Annotated in this window: 18 protein-coding genes and 1 tRNA gene; 15 read left to right on the plus strand and 4 right to left on the minus strand. The window is 66.8% G+C overall.

The genetic code is table 11. The annotated features are described in order from the left end of the window. The first annotated feature begins 100 nt into the window (after positions 1 to 100). The 14 genes from QCD75_RS11755 to glpK all read left to right on the plus strand — a co-directional run bounded on the left by QCD75_RS11755 (position 101) and on the right by glpK (position 16924). Positions 101 to 994 carry a DedA family protein gene (locus QCD75_RS11755; RefSeq protein WP_367400651.1) on the plus strand — a complete coding sequence of 298 codons (894 nt, stop codon included), beginning with the start codon at positions 101 to 103 and terminating at the stop codon, positions 992 to 994. A 105-nt stretch (positions 995 to 1099) separates the two neighbouring features. After that, complete coding sequence (locus QCD75_RS11760) at positions 1100 to 2254, plus strand: adenosine deaminase (protein WP_301228781.1); 1155 nt, start codon at positions 1100 to 1102, stop codon at positions 2252 to 2254. A gap of 121 nt (positions 2255 to 2375) precedes the next feature. Beyond that, a complete protein-coding gene (locus QCD75_RS11765; protein WP_301228843.1) occupies positions 2376 to 2999 on the plus strand; it encodes a MazG nucleotide pyrophosphohydrolase domain-containing protein in 624 nt (207 codons plus the stop codon). A 157-nt stretch (positions 3000 to 3156) separates the two neighbouring features. Next, the gene (eno, locus tag QCD75_RS11770) at positions 3157 to 4437 is read left to right on the plus strand and encodes a phosphopyruvate hydratase (protein WP_301228783.1); all 1281 of its coding nucleotides are present in this window, start codon (positions 3157 to 3159) and stop codon (positions 4435 to 4437) included. Positions 4438 to 4625: 188 nt separating this feature from the next. Further along, the gene (locus QCD75_RS11775; protein ID WP_301228785.1) at positions 4626 to 5474 is read left to right on the plus strand and encodes an FtsB family cell division protein; all 849 of its coding nucleotides are present in this window, start codon (positions 4626 to 4628) and stop codon (positions 5472 to 5474) included. Positions 5475 to 5569: 95 nt separating this feature from the next. After that, a complete protein-coding gene (locus QCD75_RS11780) occupies positions 5570 to 6349 on the plus strand; it encodes a DUF501 domain-containing protein (protein ID WP_301228844.1) in 780 nt (259 codons plus the stop codon). Continuing rightward, positions 6346 to 7293, plus strand: a complete 948-nt coding sequence (locus QCD75_RS11785) for a Ppx/GppA phosphatase family protein (RefSeq protein WP_301228787.1) — start codon at positions 6346 to 6348, stop codon at positions 7291 to 7293. The genes QCD75_RS11780 and QCD75_RS11785 overlap by 4 nt, the downstream gene beginning before the upstream one ends. Positions 7294 to 7430: 137 nt before the next feature. After that, entirely contained in the window at positions 7431 to 8825 is a 1395-nt protein-coding gene (locus QCD75_RS11790; RefSeq protein ID WP_301228789.1) for a S8 family serine peptidase, read from the plus strand. A 38-nt stretch (positions 8826 to 8863) separates the two neighbouring features. Next, on the plus strand, positions 8864 to 10342 hold the full coding sequence (locus QCD75_RS11795) for an NAD(P)/FAD-dependent oxidoreductase (RefSeq protein ID WP_301228791.1): 1479 nt from the start codon (positions 8864 to 8866) through the stop codon (positions 10340 to 10342). A gap of 121 nt (positions 10343 to 10463) precedes the next feature. Beyond that, positions 10464 to 11411, plus strand: a complete 948-nt coding sequence (locus QCD75_RS11800) for an N-acetyltransferase (protein WP_301228793.1) — start codon at positions 10464 to 10466, stop codon at positions 11409 to 11411. A 32-nt stretch (positions 11412 to 11443) separates the two neighbouring features. Then, a tRNA-Leu gene (locus QCD75_RS11805) sits at positions 11444 to 11517 on the plus strand. A gap of 177 nt (positions 11518 to 11694) precedes the next feature. Then, a complete protein-coding gene (locus QCD75_RS11810; protein ID WP_301228795.1) occupies positions 11695 to 13050 on the plus strand; it encodes an ABC transporter substrate-binding protein in 1356 nt (451 codons plus the stop codon). A gap of 573 nt (positions 13051 to 13623) precedes the next feature. Then, positions 13624 to 15330 carry a glycerol-3-phosphate dehydrogenase/oxidase gene (locus QCD75_RS11815; protein ID WP_301228845.1) on the plus strand — a complete coding sequence of 569 codons (1707 nt, stop codon included), beginning with the start codon at positions 13624 to 13626 and terminating at the stop codon, positions 15328 to 15330. A gap of 76 nt (positions 15331 to 15406) precedes the next feature. Next, the gene (gene glpK, locus QCD75_RS11820; protein WP_301228797.1) at positions 15407 to 16924 is read left to right on the plus strand and encodes a glycerol kinase GlpK; all 1518 of its coding nucleotides are present in this window, start codon (positions 15407 to 15409) and stop codon (positions 16922 to 16924) included. 68 nt (positions 16925 to 16992) lie between these two features. On the opposite strand, the gene QCD75_RS11825 is transcribed toward glpK, so the two are convergent. From QCD75_RS11825 to QCD75_RS11840, 4 genes are read right to left on the minus strand one after another with little or no spacing between them, the layout of a single operon-like run. After that, positions 16993 to 17766, minus strand: a complete 774-nt coding sequence (locus QCD75_RS11825; RefSeq protein WP_301228799.1) for an ABC transporter ATP-binding protein — start codon at positions 17764 to 17766, stop codon at positions 16993 to 16995. After that, complete coding sequence (locus QCD75_RS11830; RefSeq protein ID WP_301228801.1) at positions 17763 to 18845, minus strand: ABC transporter ATP-binding protein; 1083 nt, start codon at positions 18843 to 18845, stop codon at positions 17763 to 17765. The genes QCD75_RS11825 and QCD75_RS11830 overlap by 4 nt, the downstream gene beginning before the upstream one ends. Then, positions 18842 to 19813: a branched-chain amino acid ABC transporter permease gene (locus QCD75_RS11835; RefSeq protein ID WP_301228803.1), complete on the minus strand. Its 972-nt coding sequence runs from the start codon at positions 19811 to 19813 to the stop codon at positions 18842 to 18844. The genes QCD75_RS11830 and QCD75_RS11835 overlap by 4 nt, the downstream gene beginning before the upstream one ends. Positions 19814 to 19822: 9 nt before the next feature. Beyond that, positions 19823 to 21106 (minus strand): branched-chain amino acid ABC transporter permease, encoded by a 1284-nt coding sequence (locus QCD75_RS11840; RefSeq protein ID WP_301228805.1) that lies wholly within the window; start codon positions 21104 to 21106, stop codon positions 19823 to 19825. Between the two features lie 510 nt (positions 21107 to 21616). Here QCD75_RS11840 and QCD75_RS11845 point away from each other — a divergent pair. Beyond that, a complete protein-coding gene (locus QCD75_RS11845) occupies positions 21617 to 22525 on the plus strand; it encodes a Bax inhibitor-1/YccA family protein (protein ID WP_301228807.1) in 909 nt (302 codons plus the stop codon). The last annotated feature ends 68 nt before the right edge of the window (positions 22526 to 22593 follow it).

Raw genomic sequence — 22593 nt, forward strand, 5'->3', positions numbered from 1 at the left:
ACAAAACGTAAGATTTGTCCGTTGGGAACGTAGCGCCATCCCTTCCGGTCATGGGACACTGAAGAGCGCTTTTCGAAACTTTCCTAGGAGCATGTCCCGCGTGGAATTTATCAATGAGGCCATCCTCCATGCCGCGGGACAATGGTGGATTTATCCGATCCTCACCGTCTTCTGCTTCATCGACGGTTTTGTGCCGATTCTGCCCAGCGAAACCCTCATCGTCGCCCTGGGTGCCCTCTCCGTCACCTCCGGCCAGCCGAACATGTGGTTCGTGATGGCCGCGGCCGCCCTCGGCGCAATCGCGGGCGACAACATGGCCTATCTGCTGGGCCGCCATGTCGGCGTCGAGCGCTTCCGCTGGATGCGCAAACCCAAGGTCCAGCGGGCCCTGAACTGGGCACGCTATGAACTCGACAAGCGCGGCGCCATGCTGATTTTCACGGCCCGCTACATCCCGGTTGGACGCGTAGCCGTGAACTGGATCGCCGGCACCACCGCCTACCCACGCCGCCGCTTCGTCCTCCTCGACATCATCGCCTCCGTCACGTGGGTCGCCTACTCGGCCGGCGTCGGCATCATCGCCGGGAACTGGGTCCATGAGCACCCGCTGCTCGGGGTCGGCATCGCCGTCGCCTTTGCCGTCGTCCTTGGCATCGTGATCGACCACGCGCTGACCTGGCTGCACCGCTGGCGCGACACCCGGGGCGCCGCCGCCGCGGCCGGCCGGGCCGCCGCCATGGCTGCCGAAGCCAAGGCCGCACACACGCACACCGCCTCGTCGACGACACCGGGGCCCGCCGCGCCCGCGCCTGCCAAGGCCGCGCCCGCCAGGGACCCGCAGCCGGGACCCGAGACCACGGGCGCCGCGCCCGCCGGGCCCACCAAGTCCGGGCCCACCAACGCCGCTCCCAGCGAGGCCGACGCCGTGCCCCGCCAGGCCGGCACCATGTCATTCCCCGCACAGTTGGCGGCGCCGGCCGACGCCGAGGCCTGAATCCCCGACCGCCGGGCCGCACAGCCCGCACCACCGGCTGTGGGTCCGCCGCGTCCGCTGTCTGACCGGCTGGCATTGCCGGGCCCCCGACCCTAAGGTTGGAGCGTGACTGAGATAATTCTTGATGCTGCCCCTGACCTCGACTTCGACCTGAAGGGCCTCCCCAAGGTTTCCCTTCACGACCACCTGGACGGCGGACTCCGTCCGGCCACCATCATTGAACTTGCCGAGGCTGCGGGACACACCCTGCCCTCCACCGACCCCGTCGCCTTGGGGGAGTGGTTCCGCGAATCCGCCGACTCCGGCTCGCTGGTCCGCTACCTTGAGACCTTCGACCACACCATCGCCGTGATGCAGACGAAGGAAGGTCTCTTCCGCGTTGCCAAGGAATTCGTCGAAGACCTCGCCGACGACGGCGTGGTCTACGGCGAAGTACGCTGGGCCCCGGAGCAGCACCTCCAGCAGGGCCTGAGCCTGGACGACGCCGTCGAGGCCGTGCAGGCTGGCCTCGACGCCGGCGTCGACGCCGTCGCCGAGACCGGCCGCGACATCCAGGTCGGCCAGCTGATCACCGCGATGCGCCACGCCGAACGCGGCCAGGAAATCGCCGAGCTGGCCGTCCGCCACCGCAACAACGGCGCCGTCGGCTTCGACATCGCCGGTGCCGAGGACGGCTTCCTGCCGTCCCGTTTCAAGGACGCCTTCACCTACCTGGCCCAGCACAACTTCCCGGCTACGGTCCACGCCGGGGAAGCCGCCGGACTCGAAAGCATCCAGTCTGCCCTGGTCGACGGACGCGCCCTGCGCCTGGGTCACGGCGTCCGGATCGCCGAGGACATCACCGTTGAATTCGAAGACGAAGATGCCGACGCCGAGAGCGATGAGGCCGACGACAACATCGGCATGGTTACCCTCGGTGAGCTGGCCAGCTGGGTCCGCGACCGCGGCATCGCGCTGGAGATCTGCCCGTCATCCAATCTGCAGACCGGTGCCGTCGCCGGCTTCGGCGAGGGAATCGAAAGCCACCCCCTGGACATGCTCTACCAGCTCGGCTTCAACGTCACCATCAACACGGACAACCGGCTCATGAGCGGCGTGACCCTCACGGACGAGTTCGAACTGCTGGTCGAGACGTTCGACTACGACCTCGATGACCTGCTAGAGCTGACGCTGAACGCGGCCGAGGCAGCCTTCCTGCCGCTTGAGGAGAAGGAAGCCCTCGTCGAATACATCAACGAGGCTTACGCCGACCTTGGCTAACGAGGACAACACGGTGGGCGCGCTGGCCGGTGGGCCCACGGCAGCAGGGGTCCCCGGCCGAGCTTGCGAGGTCGGGGAGCTGGTGGGGGTTATAGCCCAGCTGCGCGCCCACTGCCCCTGGATGGGTGCCCTCACCCACGAATCCCTCGTTGAGTACCTCCTCGAGGAGGCCTACGAGGTGGCGGAAACCATCGAGACGGCCGCCGGCGACGCCGAGCTGAAGGCCGAACTGGGCGACGTCCTGCTCCAGGTGGTCCTCCACGCCCGGCTTGCCCAGGAGCGCGCCGCTTTCGACCTCGACGACGTCGCCCGCGGACTCACCGCCAAAATGATCCGGCGCAACCCGCATGTCTTCCGGCCGGACGGCTCGCTGCGGGAGACGTTTCCGGCGACGGTGGAGGAAATCGTCCGGAAATGGGATGCGGTCAAGCGTTCGGAGCAGGTGCTGCACTCCGGGCACCCGCACTCCGGCGCTGACCCCTCCCTGAGCCGGGGGCCCCTCGGCGGTGTCCCCGCCGCCCTTCCGGCGCTGGCCCGGGCCCAGAAACTCCTGGACCGCGCCGAACGTGCGGGCCTCCCCGCGTCCTTCGAGCCGGTCGGGATACCGTCCACGGAAGAGGACCTCGGGGACCTGCTCTTCGCGGTCGCCGCCGCCGCCAGCGCGCGGGGGCTCGACGCCGAACGCGCCCTGCGCGGCGCCAACCGACGCTTCCAGGAGAGCCACTCCCCGCCGTCGTCGCCGTGATCCAGCAAAATGACGTCCGGGGACTGGATAGGTTTCTGTAACTTATCCCACTCTCGACTAGGCTGGGTAGCGACGAGGACGTCGGTTATTCAGCATGATCCCAGCTTGATTTCCCATCAGATTCCCAGCAGATCGCTTCACCCAAAGGAGCCTATCCATGGCGCTTATCGATGCCATCCACGCCCGCGAGATCCTCGATTCCCGTGGCAACCCCACCGTAGAAGTTGAAGTCCTGCTCTCGGACGGCCAGATCGGCCGCGCAGCAGTTCCCTCCGGCGCCTCCACCGGCGAGCACGAGGCGGTTGAACTCCGCGATGGCGACAAGGGCCGTTACCTCGGCAAGGGCGTCCAGAAGGCCGTCGACGCCGTCATCGACCAGATCGCCCCGGCCCTGATCGGCTTCGACGCGACCGACCAGCGCAGCATCGACCAGGCGATGATCGACCTGGACGGCACCGCCAACAAGAGCAAGCTCGGCGCCAACGCCATTCTCGGCGTGTCCCTGGCCGTCGCCAACGCCGCAGCGGCCTCCGCCGACCTGCCGCTTTACAAGTACCTCGGCGGGCCCAACGCCCACGTCCTGCCCGTGCCGCTGATGAACATCCTCAACGGCGGCTCGCACGCCGACTCCGACGTCGACATCCAGGAATTCATGGTTGTCCCGCTCGGCGCCGAGACCTTCTCCGAAGGCCTGCGCTGGGGTGTTGAGGTCTACCACGCGCTCAAGGCGGTCCTGCAGGCCAAGGGCCTGTCCACCGGCCTCGGCGACGAGGGCGGCTTCGCACCGAACCTGCCGTCCAACCGCGCGGCCCTGGACCTCATCCAGGAAGCCATCCGCAACGCCGGCTACACCCCGGGCAAGGACATCGCCCTCGCGCTGGATGTGGCCTCCTCCGAGTTCTTCAAGGACGGCGCCTACCAGTTCGAAGGCAAGGCCCTCAGCTCCTCCGAGATGAGCGCCTACTACGCCGAGCTCGTCGCCGACTACCCGCTGGTGTCCATCGAGGACCCGCTGGACGAAAACGACTGGGAGGGCTGGAAGACCCTCACCGACGCCATCGGCGACAAGGTCCAGATCGTCGGCGACGATCTCTTCGTCACTAACCCGGAGCGCCTGCAGACCGGCATCGATTCGAAGACGGCCAACTCGCTGCTCGTGAAGGTCAACCAGATCGGTTCCCTGACCGAGACCCTGGATGCCGTCTCCCTCGCCCAGCGCGCGGGGTACACCACCATCACCTCGCACCGCTCCGGTGAGACCGAGGACACCACGATTGCTGACATCGCCGTTGCCACCAACGCGGGCCAGATCAAGACCGGTGCCCCGGCCCGCTCCGAGCGCGTTGCCAAGTACAACCAGCTGCTGCGCATCGAGGAGGAACTCGACGACGCCGCACGCTACGCCGGCCGAAGCGCTTTCCCGCGTTTCAAGGGCTAGTAACAGCACGAACTGCGAACCGGTGGCTATGGTTGAAAGACCATGGCCACCGGTTCCCTTTTTTGGCGCTCTTGTGGTGCCGCGCAGCCGGCCCTGGCCGGCTCCGGCCCCAGCCGGCACAGGCCACGGGGATCAGCACTGAACACAAGCAAGCCGGCCGGGTGAGAACCCGGCATTACAGGAGTGACATGGCTACCCGTCGACCCAAGGTTCCCCGGGCCACGCCTGCGGCCCCGAAGGCTCCGGACACAAACGACGGCGGCGACGTCATCCAGGCTGATTTCGGCGTTTCCCGCGAGGCCCACCCGCACGCGTCCGGCAGCGCCCGCACGGCCGGCCCGCACACCGGAGGATCCCCACGGCAGGCCGCCGCTCCGTCGGCCGCCGCCCGGCAGAACGCAGCGACAGCAGGCCCAGGGAAGTCGGGCACGGCGACGACGCCTCGCGCCGCCAAGTCAGGCACGGCACCCGGCGCCGCGAAGTCAGGCGCCGGGACGCCCGGTACCGCGACGCCCGGCACCGCGAAGTCAGGCGCAGCCAAGCCCGGTGCAGCCAAGCCCGGCACAGCCAAGCCCGGCACAGCCAAGCCCGGCACAGCCAAACAGTCCAAGGACGGCTCCGCGCAAGCGGGGGAGCATCTCGGCCCGGTCCCCGCCAAGGCTTTCTCCGGCCGGATGCTGGCGCTGTTCGTCGTCATGATTGCCATCACCATCATGCTGGCGCCCACGGTCAAGATCTTCTTCGAAAAGCGGGCCGAAATCGCCGCGCTTCAGGCGGACATCTCGGCCAAAAAGTCCCAGCAGAGTGACCTCCGGCTCCAGGTTTCCCGGTGGCAGGATCCGAACTACGTGAAACAGCAGGCCCGCGACCGCATTAACATGGTTATGCCCGGAGAAACGGGCTACTGGGTCTTCGGCAGCGATCTGCCGGCCGGAGCCTCCAGTGGCGCGGCCGGTGCAGGATCAGCACAGGACCCGGCCGAGCTGCCTTGGGTGGACTCCCTCTGGGACTCCGTCCGGCGCTCGGCGACAGACTAAGACGCGGCGCCCGCCGCAGGATTGTCCGCCGGACAAGCCAGACAGGGCAGGAAGGTGCCGCGCCCGTGGACGAGAACCCAGTGGACGAGAACCTGATGGCAGTGCACCCGGCAACGCCGGAGACCGCCGGCTCCACGGCGGAGTTCCGCCGACCCTCGCCCCGCGACCTCGATGTCCTGAGCCGGCAGCTGGGCCGCCCGGTGCGTGATGTCGTGGAGATTCCGGCCCGCTGCGTCTGCGGCAACCCGCTGGTGGCGGCCACTTCCCCGCGGCTGAGCAACGGCACACCCTTCCCCACAACCTTCTACCTGACGCACCCGGTCATCACCTCGGCGGTGTCGCGCCTCGAGGCGGCGGGCCTGATGAATGAGATGAACGAACGGCTCGGGGGAGACCCGGCCCTGGCGGCGGACTACCGTGCCGCCCACGAAGCGTACCTGGCCTCCCGCGCCGGGATCGGGGCCAGGTCCGGGATCGGCGCCGTCCCCGAGATCGACGGCATCTCCGCCGGCGGCATGCCTACCCGCGTCAAATGCCTGCACGTCCTGGTGGGCCATTCGCTGGCCGCCGGACCGGGCGTGAATCCGCTCGGCGACGAGGCCATCGCAGCCATCGGCGAATGGTGGACCAGGGACCGCTGCTACTGCGACGGCGCCTGGGACACCGGCGGTGAAGCCCCCTCGCAGGACCTCAGCCGGCACGGCCCGCAGGGACTCCCGGAGATCGTGGGCCGGCCGGCCCCGGTCCGGAAGGCTCGCACCGCAGATCCCGGCAATACCCTCGACACCCCAGACGCCGGAACGGTACAGCATGCCGGAACCGCCGGAACCGCCGGAACCGCTGGAACCGATCCCAAAGACGGGGCCGCCCAGTGACCCGCGTGGCCGCCGTCGACTGCGGCACCAACTCGATCCGCCTGCTCATCGCCGACGCGGACACCGACGGGGCGGCTCCCCGGCTGGCCGACGTCGTGCGCGAAATGCGCGTCGTCCGGCTCGGCCAGGGAGTGGACGCCACCGGCGAACTTGCCCAGGAGGCACTGGACCGGACCTTCGCAGCCGCCGCGGACTACGCCGGGCAGATCCGCCGGCACGGGGCGACCAAGCTCCGCTTCGTCGCGACCTCTGCCACCCGCGACGCCGGCAACCGGCAGGTCTTCGTCGATGGCATCCGCGAAATCCTCGGCGTCGAACCCGAGGTCATCACCGGGGACGAGGAAGCCGCCCTGTCCTTCGCCGGCGCCAGCAGCGTGCTGCCCTCCCGGGGCGAGGACCCGGTCCTCGTGGTCGACCTCGGCGGCGGCAGCACCGAGTTCGTGCTGGGCAGTGCCGGCGGAGTCATCGCCGCCAAAAGCGTCGACATCGGCTGTGTCCGGATGACTGAACGCCACCTGCGCAGCGACCCGCCCACGGCAGAACAGATTGCCGCCGCGGAGGCGGACGTCGACGCAGCCATCGATGAGGCGGCCCGGACCGTCCCGCTGGACCGCAGCGCCGCCGTCGTCGGGGTGGCAGGTTCCATCACCACCATCACGGCCCACGCGCTCCGCCTGACAGAGTACTCCCCGGCGGCGATCCACGGCACCGAACTCTCGCTCGACGTCGTGCGCCGGGCCTGTAGCGAACTGCTGGCGATGTCACACGCGGAACGGGCTGCCCTGCCCTACATGCACCCGGGCCGGGTGGACGTGATTGGGGCAGGCGCCCTCGTGTGGCGGCGCGTCCTGGAACGGCTCGCCGGGGCCACCGGCCACAGGGTCACGACGGCCGTCACCAGCGAACACGATATTCTTGATGGAATTGCCTTGAGCATCAGCTAGGCAACAGACTGGCTGGACTGTGTGTCCGCCGGACGCGCCGCCCAGGCCCCCTTCCGACATCCCCGCCCGGATCCCCCGGCAGTCCGCAGCGCCACCGTATCCGCAGCACCACTGCTGTCCCGCCGATAGGACCTGAAATGACCAGAGCAACAGCCCGGCGCCGCCGGACCGCCTCCGCGTTAATGGCCTTGGCCCTTGCGGGCGGCACCCTGACAACGGCTTTGACCGCAGCCCCGGCCGCGCACGCCGACGCCTGGCGCGACAAGGAATACTGGCTGGCCGAATCCGGCATCACCAAGGCCTGGGAAGTCTCCAAGGGCGCCAACGTCAAGGTCGCCGTGATCGACAGCGGCGTGGACGGCAAGCACCCCGACCTCGCCGGAGTGCTGGCCGGCGGCGTCGACATCTCCGGCGCCGGAACCCCGGACGGCCAGAAAAGCATCGGCGCGAAGCCCGAGCACGGCACGCTCGTAGCCACCATGCTGGCAGGCCACGGCCACCAGCCCCCCGATTCGACGGCGAAGCCCAGCCCCAGCCCCAGCCCGGCCCCGGCCGTCAGCCCGGACGGGATCGTCGGGGTGGCACCCGAAGCGCAGCTGCTGTCCGTCTCCACCTGGCTCGGATCGGCCAACCCCGGCGGCAAGAGCGACCAGGACCAGATTCCCCAGGCCGTCCGCTGGGCCGTCGACAACGGAGCCCGCGTCATCAACATCTCGCTGGGCAGCACCTCGCCGGAATGGCCGCAAAGCTGGGATGCGGCCTTCCTCTACGCCGAGCAGAAGGACGTGGTGATCGTTGCCGCCGCCGGCAACCGGGGCGGCGGCAACATCCAGGTCGGAGCCCCGGCCACCATCCCCGGCGTGCTGACCGTCGCCGGGCTGGACCGCAAGGGCACCGCCAGCATCGATTCTTCATCCCAGGGCATCAGCATCGGCGTCGCGGCCCCCGCGGAAAACCTGATCGGCGGCCTGCCCGGCGGCGGCTACGCGGAATGGGCCGGCACGTCCGGCGCCACCCCGATCGTGGCCGGCGTTGCGGCCCTGATCCGCTCCAAATGGCCGGACATGACGGCCAGCCAGGTCATCAACAGAATCGTCAGCACCGCGAAGGACGCCGGCGCCCCGGGGAAGGACCCGCTCTACGGTTTCGGCGTCCTCGACGCCGAGGCCGCACTCAAGGCCGACGTGGCCGACACCCGGACCAATCCGCTGGGTTCGATCTCCGACTGGATCCGCGTCCACCGGCGGGGCAATCTGGCCACGACGCCGGCCGCCGCCGCGGCGGCCCCGTCCAGTGCGGCCCCCACCCTCCCCGAGGCCACCGTCCCGGTCGCGGAGCCCCCGTCCGAACTCGACGGCGCCGTGCCGGCCATGGTGGTGCTCGGCTTCGGCGGACTGTTCCTGTGCATCGTGGCCGCCGCCGTCTTCCAGCTCCGCCGGGCGGCACGCACGCCCCCCGCGGAGGGCCCCGACGGCCCCGGGGACCCGGACACCGGAGCGCGTGATTCGGTGGATTCCAGCGGGAAACCGTAGTTAGTGAAGTTTTTCACAAACTACGGTATTCTTGGGGAATGGCATCCTCCCCTCAGCTCCAGGACCGTCCCAGGGTACTCGTCGTCGGCGGCGGGTACGTCGGCCTGTACGTAGCCCTCAAACTGCAGAAGAAGATCGCGAATGCCGGTGGCATCGTCACCGTCGTAGATCCCCTGCCCTACATGACCTACCAGCCCTTCCTCCCCGAAGTTGCCGGCGGCAACATCGAGGCACGCCACGCCGTTGTCTCGCACCGCCAGCACCTCAAGCAGACCGAACTCATCCAGGGCCGCGTCCTCTCGATCGACCACGTAAACCGCACTGCCGTGGTTGCCCCGGCTGACGGCGGCGACAACTTCGAGGTTCCCTACTTCGACGTCGTGGTGGCCGCAGGCGCCATCACCCGGACCTTCCCGATCAAGGGACTCGCGGACAAGGGCATCGGCCTGAAGACCATCGAGGAAGCCGTGGCCCTGCGCAACAAGGTCCTCGACCGGATCGAAGCCGGCTCCCTCATGACGAACCCGGCAAAGCGCGCCCGCGCCCTGACCTTCGTCGTGGTCGGCGGCGGCTTCGCCGGCATCGAGTGCATCACCGAAATGGAAGACCTCGCCCGCGCCGCGGTCAAGAACAACCCCCGCGTCAAGCAGGAGGAAGTCCGCTTCGTCCTGGTTGAGGCCATGGGGCGCATCATGCCCGAGGTCACCGCCAGCCAGGCCGAGTGGGTCGTAGAGCACCTGCGCAGCCGCGGCATCGAGGTCCTGCTCAACACCTCGCTGGACAGCGCCGAGGGCTCCCTGAAGCTCATCAACCTCCCGGACAAGTCCGCGGCCCAGGAATTCCAGGCCGACACCCTGGTCTGGACTGCCGGTGTGCAGGCCAACCCGATGGTCCGCTCCACCGATTTCCCGCTCGAACCGCGCGGCCGCGTCCGGGTCCTTCCGGACCTGCGCATCGCCGGTGACGAAGGCATCGTCGAGAACGCCTGGGCTGCCGGCGACGTGGCGGCGGTGCCGGACCTTACGGGCAACGGCCTGCCGGACGGCACCTGCGTCCCGAACGCCCAGCACGCGCTGCGCCAGGCCAAGCGCCTGGCCAAGAACCTGTGGGCCTCCCGCTGGGACAAGCCGCTCAAGGATTACAAGCACAAGAACCTCGGTGCCGTCGCCGGCTTCGGCGAATGGAAGGGTGTTGCCAACATCAACCTTCTGGGCCGCATCGGCCTCAAGGGCCCGCTGGCCTGGCTGGCACACCGCGGCTACCACGGCCTGGCCATGCCGACCGTGGAACGCAAGATCCGGGTCATCTTCGGTTGGATCCTGGCCTTCTTCATGGGCCGCGACACCACCCAGCTGATCGACCTGGACAACCCGCGCGGCGCCTTCGTCGCCGCCGCGACGCCGGCACCCAAGCCGGCTGCAGCTCCCGTTTCTCCCGCGGCTCCTGCCGACGCGAAGCCGGTGGCAGAGGCCAGCAAGGCAGCAAACAAGGAAGCAGTCCCGGCTGACTCCAAGTAGCCTCCAGCAGCATCCGACGGCGGCCGTTCCCTTCCGGGGAGCGGCCGCCGTCGCCGTTAAGCGCCATTCCGCTGCAGGCGTCCTGCCCGGTCGAGCCAGGGCCGGCACCTAGACTGGCACGATGACAGCTGAAAAGGACCTTCACACCCTGCTGGCCACCATGCACCCGGAAATCCGCGAAGGCGAGTTCGTCTACGTCCTCTGGCCGGATGGCCGTCCCCTCGCCGGGGCGATCTCGGCGGCCGTCCGCGAAGCCGAAGGGCTGACCGTTGTGCTGCCCCGGGACGAGGCCGACAGCCTCGGGCTGAGCTACGACTTCGTCGGCGCCTGGATCACCCTCCAGGTGCATTCCTCGCTGGAAGCCATCGGCCTGACCGCAGCAGTCAGTGCCGCCCTGACCGAGGCCAAGATCAGCTGCAATGTCCTCGCCGGTTTCCACCATGACCATCTCCTGGTCCCGATCGCTGACGCTGAACGGGCGCTCGAGGTGCTGCACGAGCTGGTCGCAGCCAACGGGGAACACCAGCCCGCCCCGGAGCTGGTGCTGCGCAGCGAACAGCCCGGCGACCGGCCCGCCCTGCTCGCCCTCACCGCCGCTGCTTTCGCCGTCTCCCCGGTCACCGGGCTGCCGGTCGAAGGCGAACCCGAAGAGGTGCAGCTCCTGGCCGCGCTGTTCGACTGCGAAGAATACCTGCCGGAGTTCAGCGTCGTCGCGGAGCTCGACGGGGAGCTCGTGGGGCAGGTGATCAGCACCCGCGGCTGGGTGGGGGACCTGGAGCTCCTGGGCCTTGGCCCGATCGGCGTGGTGCCGCGCCTGCAGCGCCACGGCATCGGCGGTGCGCTCATGAAGGAAACGATTGCCCGGGCCAACGCCGCGGGGGAGCGCGGCATCGCCCTGCTGGGGGACCCGGAGTACTACTCGCGGTTCGGCTTCGTGACGTCGACGTCGCTCGGCGTGGACGCCCCCGATCCGGGCTGGGGTGCGCACTTCCAGTTGCTTCCGCTGGCCGTCTGGCCGGGCGGTGTGAGCGGAACTTTCCGCTACGCCAAGCCGTTCGACATCGCGTAGCCCGGGTCCGGACGGGATACCATGGACCGGGCGCCCCAGTAGCCCAATTGGCAGAGGCAGCGGACTTAAAATCCGCGTGTTGTGGGTTCGAGTCCCACCTGGGGCACACTTCCTGGCGACCGTCCGGAATCAGGGCAGATTTCCTCTATGCAACGAGTGTTATAAGGATGTGACCGTAGTCACTTTGGATCGGACCGAAATTGCACTAGCTTGAAGTTAAATCAGGAACACCTGATCTTTCGCATCAAAGGCCGTTCGCACCTTTAGATCGAGGAGCTTGTAAATGACTTCACTCCCCCAGGTGGCGCCCCGCATCGCTAAGCTGACCGCGCTTAGCATCGGCGTCGCCCTTCTGGCTACGGCTTGTGGTGGCTCGTCCACCCCGACGTCGACCGGATCCGGATCCGCTTCGGCAAATGCCGCAGGCATCGCGTGCCCGGCACCGAGTGCAACGGCCGGCGCCACCACTGCCGCCGGGGCCGGCGGATCCGTGCCGGCATCGACCACCACCACTCCCACCCCGCTGAAGATCGGCTCGCTGCTGCCGACCACCGGATCGCTGGCCTTCCTCGGCCCGCCCGAAATCGCAGGTGTCAACCTCGGCATCAAGGAAATCAACGATGCCGGCGGCGTGCTCGGCAAGCCCGTAGAGGTCATCCACCGCGACTCTGGTGACACCAAGACCGACATCGCCACCCAGTCCACCAGCGCCCTCCTCGGCCAGGGCGTCAGCGCGATCGTCGGTGCCGCATCCTCCGGCGTCTCCAAGACCGTGATCAACCAGATCACCGGCGCGGGCGTTATCCAGTTCTCCCCGGCCAACACCTCTCCGGACTTCACCACCTGGGATGACAAGGGCCTCTACTGGCGCACCGCCCCCTCGGATGTGCTCCAGGGCAAGGTCCTCGGTAACTACATGGCCACCTGCGGCGCCCAGACCGTCGGCATGATCGTCCTGAACGATGCTTACGGCACCGGCCTGGCCAAGAACGTGCAGGCCGCCTTTGAGGCAGCCGGCGGCAAGGTTGTTGCCCAGGAGCTCTTCAACGAAGGCGACTCCCAGTTCAGCAGCCAGGTGGACAAGGTCATCGCCGCCAAGCCGGATGCGATCGCCCTGATCACCTTCGACCAGGCCAAGAGCATCGTTCCGCTAATGACGGGCAAGGGCATCAAGCCCACCCAGCTCTTCATGGTGGACGGCAACATGTCCGACTACAGCAAGGACTTCCAGGCAGGCACCCTGAAGGGCGCCCAGGGCACCATCCCGGGCACCTTCGCCAAGGACGACTTCAAGAAGAAGCTGCTGGCCGTCGATCCCGCACTGAAGGACTTCAGCTACGCCGGCGAGTCCTACGACGCCGTGAACCTGATCGCACTGGCTTCCGAAGCCGCCAAGAGCACCAAGGGTGTCGACATCGCCGCCCAGCTCAAGGCAGTTTCCGAAACCGGCGAGAAGTGCAACGACTTCCCCTCGTGCGTCACACTGCTCCGCAACGGCAAGGACATCGACTACGACGGCCAGTCCGGCCCCGTAACGTTCTCCGACGCCGGTGACCCGACGGAGGCCTACATCGGCATCTACCAGTTCCAGGATGACAACACCTACAAGCCGGTCAAGGAAGAATTCGGCAAGCTGTAAAGCCTGCCCTTCCCTAGCCGCAGAAGACCCCCGTCCGTTCCGGACGGGGGTCTTCTGCGTGCGGGGGAGAGGTGCGGCGGGAGGGGCGGCGGGAGGGGCGGCGGGAGGGGCGGGGCCCTGCGCCGCGAACGGCCGGCCACCCGGGCGGCGCCGGGGCGTCCGACGGCGGAGCTCCGGCATCGGGACCCCTTTTCCCGGCGCCGGGACAACGTGCAAATCCGTCCCCCATCCATGCCCGATATGTCCGGCACACCCATGTTGGGAGGTTGGCACGTGCCCTCGGATGACGCCGGCGGCTCCATCTGTCAACATGCCGGGCCCGCGCGGAAAACCCCACATTCCCCCCGTTTGCGGGGCCCCTCGGCGGTTCCGCGGCACCCCGGCTCGACTCCGCAGCAGAGGAAAATCGCCGCAAACTCCTTTGGTGCACGTTTGTGCAGAACGCTTGAACATATTCCCGCCCTGTTCGAAGAATGAAAGGGAAGGCGCCGCAGGGCGCAAAGTAAAAGCTGCAAGGGAGCAACTTTGAGCAAGCACGAATCCACCGGTGACCGCAGTCCGGCCTCGGCCCGCATGAGCCTCAGGGGTCTGCACGAACGCCCCCGGGCGAAGGTGCTGATCATCGGCGGGGGCATCAACGGGGTCGGAACTTTCCGCGACCTGGCGCTGCAGGGCGTAGACGTTGCCCTGGTGGAACGCGGGGACTACTGCCAGGGTGCGAGCGGCGCCTCGTCGCACATGATTCACGGCGGGATCCGCTACCTGGAAAACGGCGAATTCCGCCTCGTCAAGGAATCGGTCACCGAGCGCAACCGGCTCCTCAGGCTCGCCCCGCACTATGTGAAACCGCTGAAAACGACCATTCCGATCTTCAGCACCTTCTCGGGCGTACTGGCCGCCCCGCTTCGGTTCCTGACCCACAAACAGCAGGGCACACCCAGGGAGCGGGGGGCCTTCCTGATTAAGATCGGACTGAGCCTTTATGACTCCTTCTCCCGGGACGGCGGTAACGTCCCGCGGCATGAGTTCAAGGGACGAGCCCGGGCGCTGCAGGAACTCCCCGACCTCAACCCGGGCGTGAAATACACGGCCACCTACTTCGACGCGTCCGTGCACAACCCGGAGCGGCTCACCCTGGATGTCCTCCAGGACGGACAAAAGGCCGCCTTCGGCAAGGACACAGCCCGCGCCGCCAATTACGTCGGCGTCACGGGCATCGGCGACGACGGCGTCCAGCTCCGTGACGAACTCACCGGGGAAACATTCTCCTTCAACGCCGACGTGATCGTGAACACGACCGGGGCCTGGGTCGACCTGACCAATACAGCGCTGGGCTCGCCATCCCTGTTTATGGGAGGGACCAAGGGATCCCACATCGTGCTGGACCACCCCGCCTTGCTCGACGCCTGCAACGGCAGCGAAATCTTCTTTGAGCACACGGACGGAAGGATCGTCCTGATTTACCCCATGGGAGACCGTGTCCTGGTCGGCACCACAGACACCCGGGCGGACATGGCGGAGGACGCCATTTGCACTGACGAGGAGATCACCTACTTTTTCGACCTGATCAAACACGTCTTTCCTGGCATCACGATCACCCGCGAGAGCATCGTATACAGCTTCGCCGGGGTCCGCCCGCTCCCGCGCGACGATGCCGAGAACCCCGGGTTCGTTTCCCGCGATTACCGCATTGAACGCAGCGAGCGGGTGATCTCCGGCAGCAACGTCCCGGTCCTGAGCCTTGTCGGCGGCAAATGGACCACCTTCCGGGCCCTGTCCGAGCATATGACCAACGATGTCCTGGCCATCCTCGGCCACAACCGGACAGTTTCCACCGCCAAGCTTCCGATCGGCGGCGGAGCTGACTTCCCGAACACCGGGTCCGACGAACAGGCCTGGATCACGCGGCATGTCTCCGGTGATCTGGATCAGGCCCGCGTCGAGGGACTCCTGACCCGCTACGGGACCCGTGCAACCGAGGTCATCGCCTACCTCACGGCCGGTGAGGACCGCGTCCTGCACTCGACCCGGGAGCTGAGCCTGCGCGAAGTCGAGTTCATGGTGCGGCACGAGCAGATTGGCCACCTGATCGACGTCCTCATCCGGCGCACCTCCCTGGCGTTCCGGGGCATGGTCACCGCCGAACTCGTCACCGAGCTGGCCCAGGCCCTGGCGGGACCGCTCGGCTGGGATACCGGCCGGACGGCACAGGAAATCACGCATGCACACGAGGTGCTGCAGCGTTTCCACGGGCTCCCGGTACAAAGCCCAATTTCCTGACTCACAGCACGGTGAGGAACCCAGCTCCGCGCCACAGCTTTGCCCCACCGGCATCACCTACGACAAGGACGTCAAGATGAAGCAGTATGTAATAGCAATCGACCAGGGCACCACCAGCAGCCGCGCCATCGTTTTTGACCGCAGCGGCAATATTGTCTCCAGCGGCCAGAAAGAACACGAACAGATCTTCCCGCGGGCCGGCTGGGTGGAGCACGATCCGGCTGAAATCTGGGACAACATCCGCGAAGTCATCGGGTCAGCGCTGTCCAAGGCAAACCTGACCAGCCACGACATCGCCACCGTGGGCATCACCAACCAGCGTGAAACTGCTGTTGTCTGGGACAGGACGACGGGCCGGCCGGTGTACAACGCCATCGTGTGGCAGGACACCCGCACCCAGGACATCGTGGACGAGCTGGCAAGGTACGGCGGTGTGGACCGTTTCAAGAAGCAGGTCGGGCTGCCCCTGGCCACCTACTTCTCGGGAACCAAGATCAAATGGATTCTGGACAACGTCCACGGCGCGCGTGCCAGGGCCGAGGCCGGGGACCTGCTCTTCGGCACCACCGACTCCTGGGTGCTCTGGAACCTGACCGGAGGCAGCGCCGACGGCGGCATCCACGTCACGGACGTCACCAACGCGTCCCGGACCATGTTCATGGACCTGGAAACACTGCAATGGGACGACAGCATCCTTGAGGCGTTTGACGTGCCCAGGTCCATGATGCCCGATATCAGGTCCTCCTCCGAGGTCTACGGCACCGTCCACCCTTCCCAGCTGCTGCGCGGCGTTCCCGTTGCCGGCATCCTCGGGGACCAGCAGGCCGCCACCTTCGGCCAGGCGGCATTCGGCAAGGGCGAGGCCAAAAACACCTATGGCACCGGGTGCTTCCTGATCTTCAACACCGGAGAAGAGATTGTCCATTCCGGCAACGGCCTGCTGACCACGCTCGGCTACAAGCTCGGCGATGAGAAGCCGCACTACGCTCTGGAAGGATCCATTGCCGTCACCGGATCGCTGATCCAGTGGCTGCGGGACAACCTGGGCCTGATCGATTCCGCCCCGGAGGTCGAGGCGCTCGCCGCCTCGGTCCCGGACAACGGCGGCGCCTATTTCGTACCGGCGTTCTCCGGCCTCTTCGCACCATACTGGCGTCCGGATGCCCGGGGCGCCCTGGTCGGGCTGACCCGCTTCGTCACCAGGGCACACATCGCCCGGGCGGCGCTGGAAGCGACGGCGTTCCAGACCCGCGAGGTGCTGGAGGCCGTCAACGCCGACAGCGGGGTGTCGCTGACCGAGCTGAAGGTCGATGGCGGCATGGTCGCCAACGACGCCCTCATGCAGTTCCAGGCCGACATCCTCGGTGTTTCCGTGGTCCGGCCAAGGATCGTTGAAACCACGGCGCTCGGTGCCGCCTATGCGGCCGGGCTGGCTGTCGGCTTCTGGCAGGACCTCGGAGAGCTCACCGCCAATTGGGGCGAGGACAAGCGCTGGACGCCGAAAATGGACGAGGCCGAGCGTTTCCGCCAGCTCCGTCTCTGGAAAAAAGCCGTCACCAAGTCCATGGACTGGGTCGACGAGGACGTGCAGTAGGTCCACCGGCCACGGGGCACACAGAAGGGCCGCCACCGGCTGGTGACGGCCCTCCTGTTCGTGCGGGACTACTCGACGGTGTCGGCCAGGGTGCCCAGGTACAGCTGGATGACCTTGGGGTCCTTCATGAGCTCCCGGCCGGTGCCGGTGTACGCGTCCTTGCCCTGGTCCAGGACATAGCCGCGGTCACAGATCTGCAGGCAGCGCCGGGCGTTCTGCTCGACCATAATGACGGAGACGCCGGCGCGGTTGATCTCATGAACCCGGAGGAAGGTCTCGTCCTGTTTGACGGGGGAGAGGCCTGCGGAGGGCTCATCGAGCAGCAACACGGCCGGGTCCATCATCAGGGCCCGTCCCATCGCAACCATCTGGCGTTCGCCGCCGGAGAGCGAGCCCGCGCGCTGGGCACGCCGCTTGCCGAGTTCCGGAAACAGGCCAGTGACGAAGTCGAAGCGCTGGGCGAAGTCCTTGGGACGCTGGAACATGCCCATCTGGAGGTTCTCCTCGATGGTCAGCGCCGCGAACACATTGTTGTTCTGCGGCACAAAGCCGATGCCCCGGCTGACAAGCTTGTTGGCCTTGAGCCCGGTGATGTCCTGGCCTCGGACCACTACGGAACCGGAGTGGACCTTGACCAGGCCGAACATCGCCTTCAGCAGTGTGGACTTGCCGGCGCCGTTGGGACCGATGATGCCGATCAGTTCACCCTTGCGGGCCTCAATGCTGCAGCCGTTGAGGATGTTGACGCCGGGGATGTAGCCCGCCACCAGATCGGTGACCTTGACGACCGAATCCTCATCGTGCACGGGCTGGGCGGCGGGTGCCGCACTGGTGGCGCTCATTCTGTGTCCTTCTCTGTGCTGGGCGGCTGCTCGCCGCGGGTCGGCTCGTCGGCGCTGCGCCTGCCGTGCGCCGGTCCGGTGCTGTCCGGGCCCGCCGGCTTGTCGGATTCCGCAGCGACGACGTCGAGCGAGATGATGCCGGCGTTCTCGGTGCCGACAATCGACTCCTCATCGGCGACCAGTTCGGCGGCGAGCTCCTTGATGCCTTCCGCGTCGCCGAGGTCCACGTCGTGGTGGGCGCCCAGGTAGGCGTCAATCACGGCCGGGTTCTTCATGACCTCGGCGGGCGGGCCTTCGGCCACGATCTTGCCCTCGGCCATCACCACTACCCAGTCGGCGATGTGCCGGACCATGTGCATGTCGTGTTCGACGAACAGGACGGTCATGCCCTCGGCCTTGAGGTTCTTGATGTGGTCCAGCAGTGACTGGGTCAGCGCGGGGTTGACGCCTGCCATCGGCTCGTCCAGCATCACGAGCTTGGGCCGCACCATGAGGGAGCGGGCCATTTCCAGCAGCTTGCGCTGGCCGCCGGAGAGGGACGCCGCGTAGTCGTCCTTCTTGGCATCCAGCTTGAACTTCTCCAGCAGCACGTTGGCGTCCGCGGTGATCTTCTTCTCCTGGCCGCCCCAGATGCCCTTGAACAGGGCTTTGGAGAGCCGCTCGCCGGCCTGGTTCGAGGCGCCGAGGCGCATGTTTTCCATCACCGTGAGCTTGCCCATGACCTTGGTCAGCTGGAAGGTGCGGACCATGCCCATCCGGGCAACCTTGTACGAGGAGACCCCGGCCAGGCTGTTGCCTTCGAACTGCCACTTGCCCGAGTTGGGTGTGTCGAATCCCGTGAGCAGGTTGAACAGGGTGGTCTTGCCGGCGCCGTTGGGGCCGATCAGCGCCGTGATCTTGTGCCGCGGGATCTCGAGGTACTCGACGTCGACGGCGTTGATGCCGCCGAAGCTGCGGGTGACATTTTCCGCCACCACGATCGGGTCGCGCTTCTTGCAGCCGGGCGCAATTTCCCCGGCGGCGATCGGACGCGTGTCCGTCATGTAGTTAATGCCAGTTTCTTCGCTCTGCGTGCTCATGCGAACGCCAGCTCCTTCTTATTGCCGAGGACTCCCTGGGGCCTGAAGATCATCAGCAGCATCAGCGCGACACCCACGAGGATGTAACGCAGCTGCCCCGCCTGGACCGTGTTCAGCCAGGTGATGGTGCCCGATTCGATGAGGCCGTACAGGATGCCCTGGGTGAGTGACAGCACGACCCAGAAGATCATGGCGCCGATGACCGGCCCCAGCACCGTGCCCAGACCGCCGAGGAGCAGGCAGGTGTAGAGGAAGAAGGTCAGTTCAGTGCCGTAGTTCGCGGGCTGGACCGCGCCGCGGGGCAGGGTGAAGACCATGCCGGCGAGGGCGCCGAGGACGCCACCGATGATCAGGGCCTGCATCTTGTAGGCGTAGACGTTCTTGCCGAGGGAGCGGACCGCGTTTTCGTCCTCGCGGATGCCCTTGAGGACACGCCCCCAGGGGCTGCGCATCAGCAGCCATACCAGGGTGCAGCACAGGGCCACAACGACCCAGGCGACCACCCGGATGAAGAAGTCCCGGTTGTTCATTCCCATCAGGTAGGTGCCCGGGGGGAAGGGGTTCATGGCGTAGAAGTCGCCCTCGAACGCGGCAAGGCCGTTGGCGGAGCCGGTGATGGCGGTCAGCTGGTTGGTCGTGACGATGTAGCGCACAATTTCCGCCGCCGCGATCGTGACGATGGCGAGGTAGTCGGCCCGCAGCCGGAGGGTGGGAATGCCGAGCAGCAAGGCGAAGATGGCCGAGCTGACCACGGCGATCAGCAGACCGACGAAGAAGGGAACACCAAACGTGAGGGTGGAGATGGCGAAACCATAGGCACCCACCGCCATAAAGCCGGCCTGACCGAAGTTGAGCAGGCCCGAATAGCCGAAGTGAACCGCAAGGCCGAGAGTGGCGAGGGCGTACGCCGCCGTCGTCGGGCTGAACAGTTCACCGGCAGCACTGGAAAATATGAATCCGAAGTCCATGGCTGTCTCCTAACCCACGCGCTCGCGCCGGCCCAAGATGCCTTGGGGCCGGATCAGAAGGACAATAATCATGATGAACAGTGCTCCCACGTATTTGAGGTCGGCGGCGAGGCCGAACACGGTGGTCAGCTCCACGAAGATACCGACAATGATGGATCCGATCAGGGCACCCCATACAGTGCCGAGGCCGCCCAGGGTGACACCGGCGAAGATGAGCAGCAGGATCTGCGAACCCATGTCGAAGGTGACGCCGGGCCGGTAGTACGCCCACAGGATGCCGCCGAGGGAGGCCAGCATGCCGCCTGTCACCCAGACAATCCGGATGACGGAGTCGACGTCGATGCCCGAGGCCGCAGCCAGCGCCGGGTTGTCGGCGACCGCGCGGGTGGCTTTGCCGAGCCGGGTCTTGAGCAGGACGATGCCGAGCAGGGCGATGACAACGGCGCTGATCACGAGGGACCAGAGGTTGTTCGGGGAGATGGAGATCGGGCCAAGCTGGATCTCCGCGCTCTGGGCGAACGGGAGCTGCTGGGTGGCTCCGCCGAAGAAGAACTGGATGACGTACCGCACGGCCAGGGCGAGGCCGATGCTGACGATCATCATCGGAACCAGGCCGGTCCCGCGGCGCCGGAGCGGTTTCCACAGCCCGGCGTCCTGGACGTAGCCGAATAGACCGCCGCCCAGCAGAGCGAGGATGATGGACAGCCAGAACGGAAGGTTCATGGCATTGAAGGCAAAGACCAGGACGGCGCCGAGGGTGACCATCTCACCGTGGGCGAAGTTGGTCAGGCCGGTGGTCCCGAAGATCAGTGACAGGCCAACGGCGGCGAGGGCGAGCAGGAGGCCGAAGCTCAGTCCCGCCACGAGCCGGTTGATCAGGTTCTGGCCGAAGTCCTGCTGCTGGATGACGATGCCTTTGCCGAAGGCGAAGATCACCGAGAGGTTGGAGGTCTGGCTGAAGGTGACCTTGCGGGGGTTTTCCTGGCCGTCGGCGAGTTTGATGCCCTGCGGCAGGGTGGATTCATCCAGTTTGACCTCGTAGGTCCCCTGGGTGGGTACCCCGATGGTCCAGGCGCCGTTGGCGCTGGACTTGGCGGTTCCGGTGAAGTCGCCGCTCGTGGCCGTGATGGTGACGCCAACGATCGGGGCGCGGTCGTCGCCGCGCAGGAAGCCGCTGATGCTGTTCTGGAATGTGGTTGCCGACGGGGATGGTGTCGGCGCGGGGCTCGTGGCCTGCGATGCCGGCGCGACGATCAGCAAAAGCGCGGCTACGGCGGCAAATACAGCCCCCACAGCTTTCAGCAGTCTGCCGCGCCGTCTGTGTGACAGGCCTCTCGGTGTGCTTCTCAAAATGAAAACCTCCACATGGGGTGGTGTGGGTTGCGCCCTTGCAACCACTGCGAACGGTCAGGGTGACGAGGTTGTGTCTCGTGCGATGCGGTGGAGCTGTTGAGCTGTGATATCCGTCACCCTGTTTGGCCCATGTTACAGCCCGTTCGGGGCAATGAATGCCGTCGCGAGCAGGCAGAACGTCGCGATCGGGTAACAACCGTGAAGCCCGGGCGGCATGGTGCATTACCAGCCCTAAAGAAAACTTTTGTTGATCCTGAGTATTCCTAAACAGTCGGGATGCGCAGTGCGGCGCCCGGCTCGGAAACATGGCGGGGAGGTCACGGTTGGGTTGCGGCAGGCAGGCCCGGGGAACTAACGCGGACCGTCGGCTGTTGGAATTGGTAGCGTGTAGCAACAGGTACGTACACCACCGGATCATCACCCACCCCCTTTATTTGGAGGACACCCGCAATGGCACTTGGCGGAAACCCAGTCTTCAACGGAAAGAACTTCCGTGGAGCAACCCAGGCACCGCCTGCCCCGCAGGCTTTCGGACAGGCCCCCTATGGCCAGAACAGCTACGGCCAGGCCCAGTATGGCCAGACCCAGGCCGGCTGGAACCCGGCCCAGCAGGGCATGACCCAGGACCAGCTCCAGGACATGTACAACCGGCCCGCCGCCGGACCCGCCGACACGGGACGCATGACCTATGACGACGTCATCATGAAGACGGCGGCCTGCCTTGGCGCCGTCGTCGCCGGTGCAGCCGTCACCCTCCTGGTTGCACCCGGACTGGCCAACCTGCTGATGATCGTCGGCGCCCTGGGCGGCTTCGTCCTCGCCCTGGTCAACACCTTCAAGAAGCAGCCCTCAGCGGCGCTGATCCTCGCCTATGCGGGCCTCGAGGGACTTTTCCTCGGCGGCCTGACGCGGATCCTCGACGGCATGTTCCCGGGCGTCGGCCTGCAGGCCGTGATCGGCACGCTTTCCGTGTTCGCCGTGACCCTCGTGCTGTTCAAGAACGGCAAAGTCCGGGCGACGCCCAAGGCCATGCGCTTCTTTATGATCGCGACCATCGGCTACGCCGTCTTCGCGCTGATCAACATGGTCATGATGTGGACCGGCGCTGTCGATTCCCCCTTCGGGCTGCGCACGAGCATGGAGATCTTCGGCATCCCGCTGGGCGTCTTCATCGGCCTGCTCGCCATCGGCCTGGCCGCCTTCTCCCTGGTCATGGACTTCACCAGCATTGAAGCCGGTGTCCGCAGCGGCGCCCCGCAGCGCTTCTCCTGGACCGCGGCCTTCGGCCTCACCGTGACGCTGGTGTGGCTCTACGTCGAGATCATCCGTCTGCTGGCCATCCTCCGCGGTGACGACTAACAGCGCCACCTGCAGCCGGTAGCTGGACCGCTAACCACGAGGAGCCCCGCCGGAAGGCGGGGCTCCTC

It is taken from the genome of Arthrobacter sp. PsM3, from assembly GCF_030433895.1.
Taxonomy (GTDB): domain Bacteria; phylum Actinomycetota; class Actinomycetes; order Actinomycetales; family Micrococcaceae; genus Arthrobacter.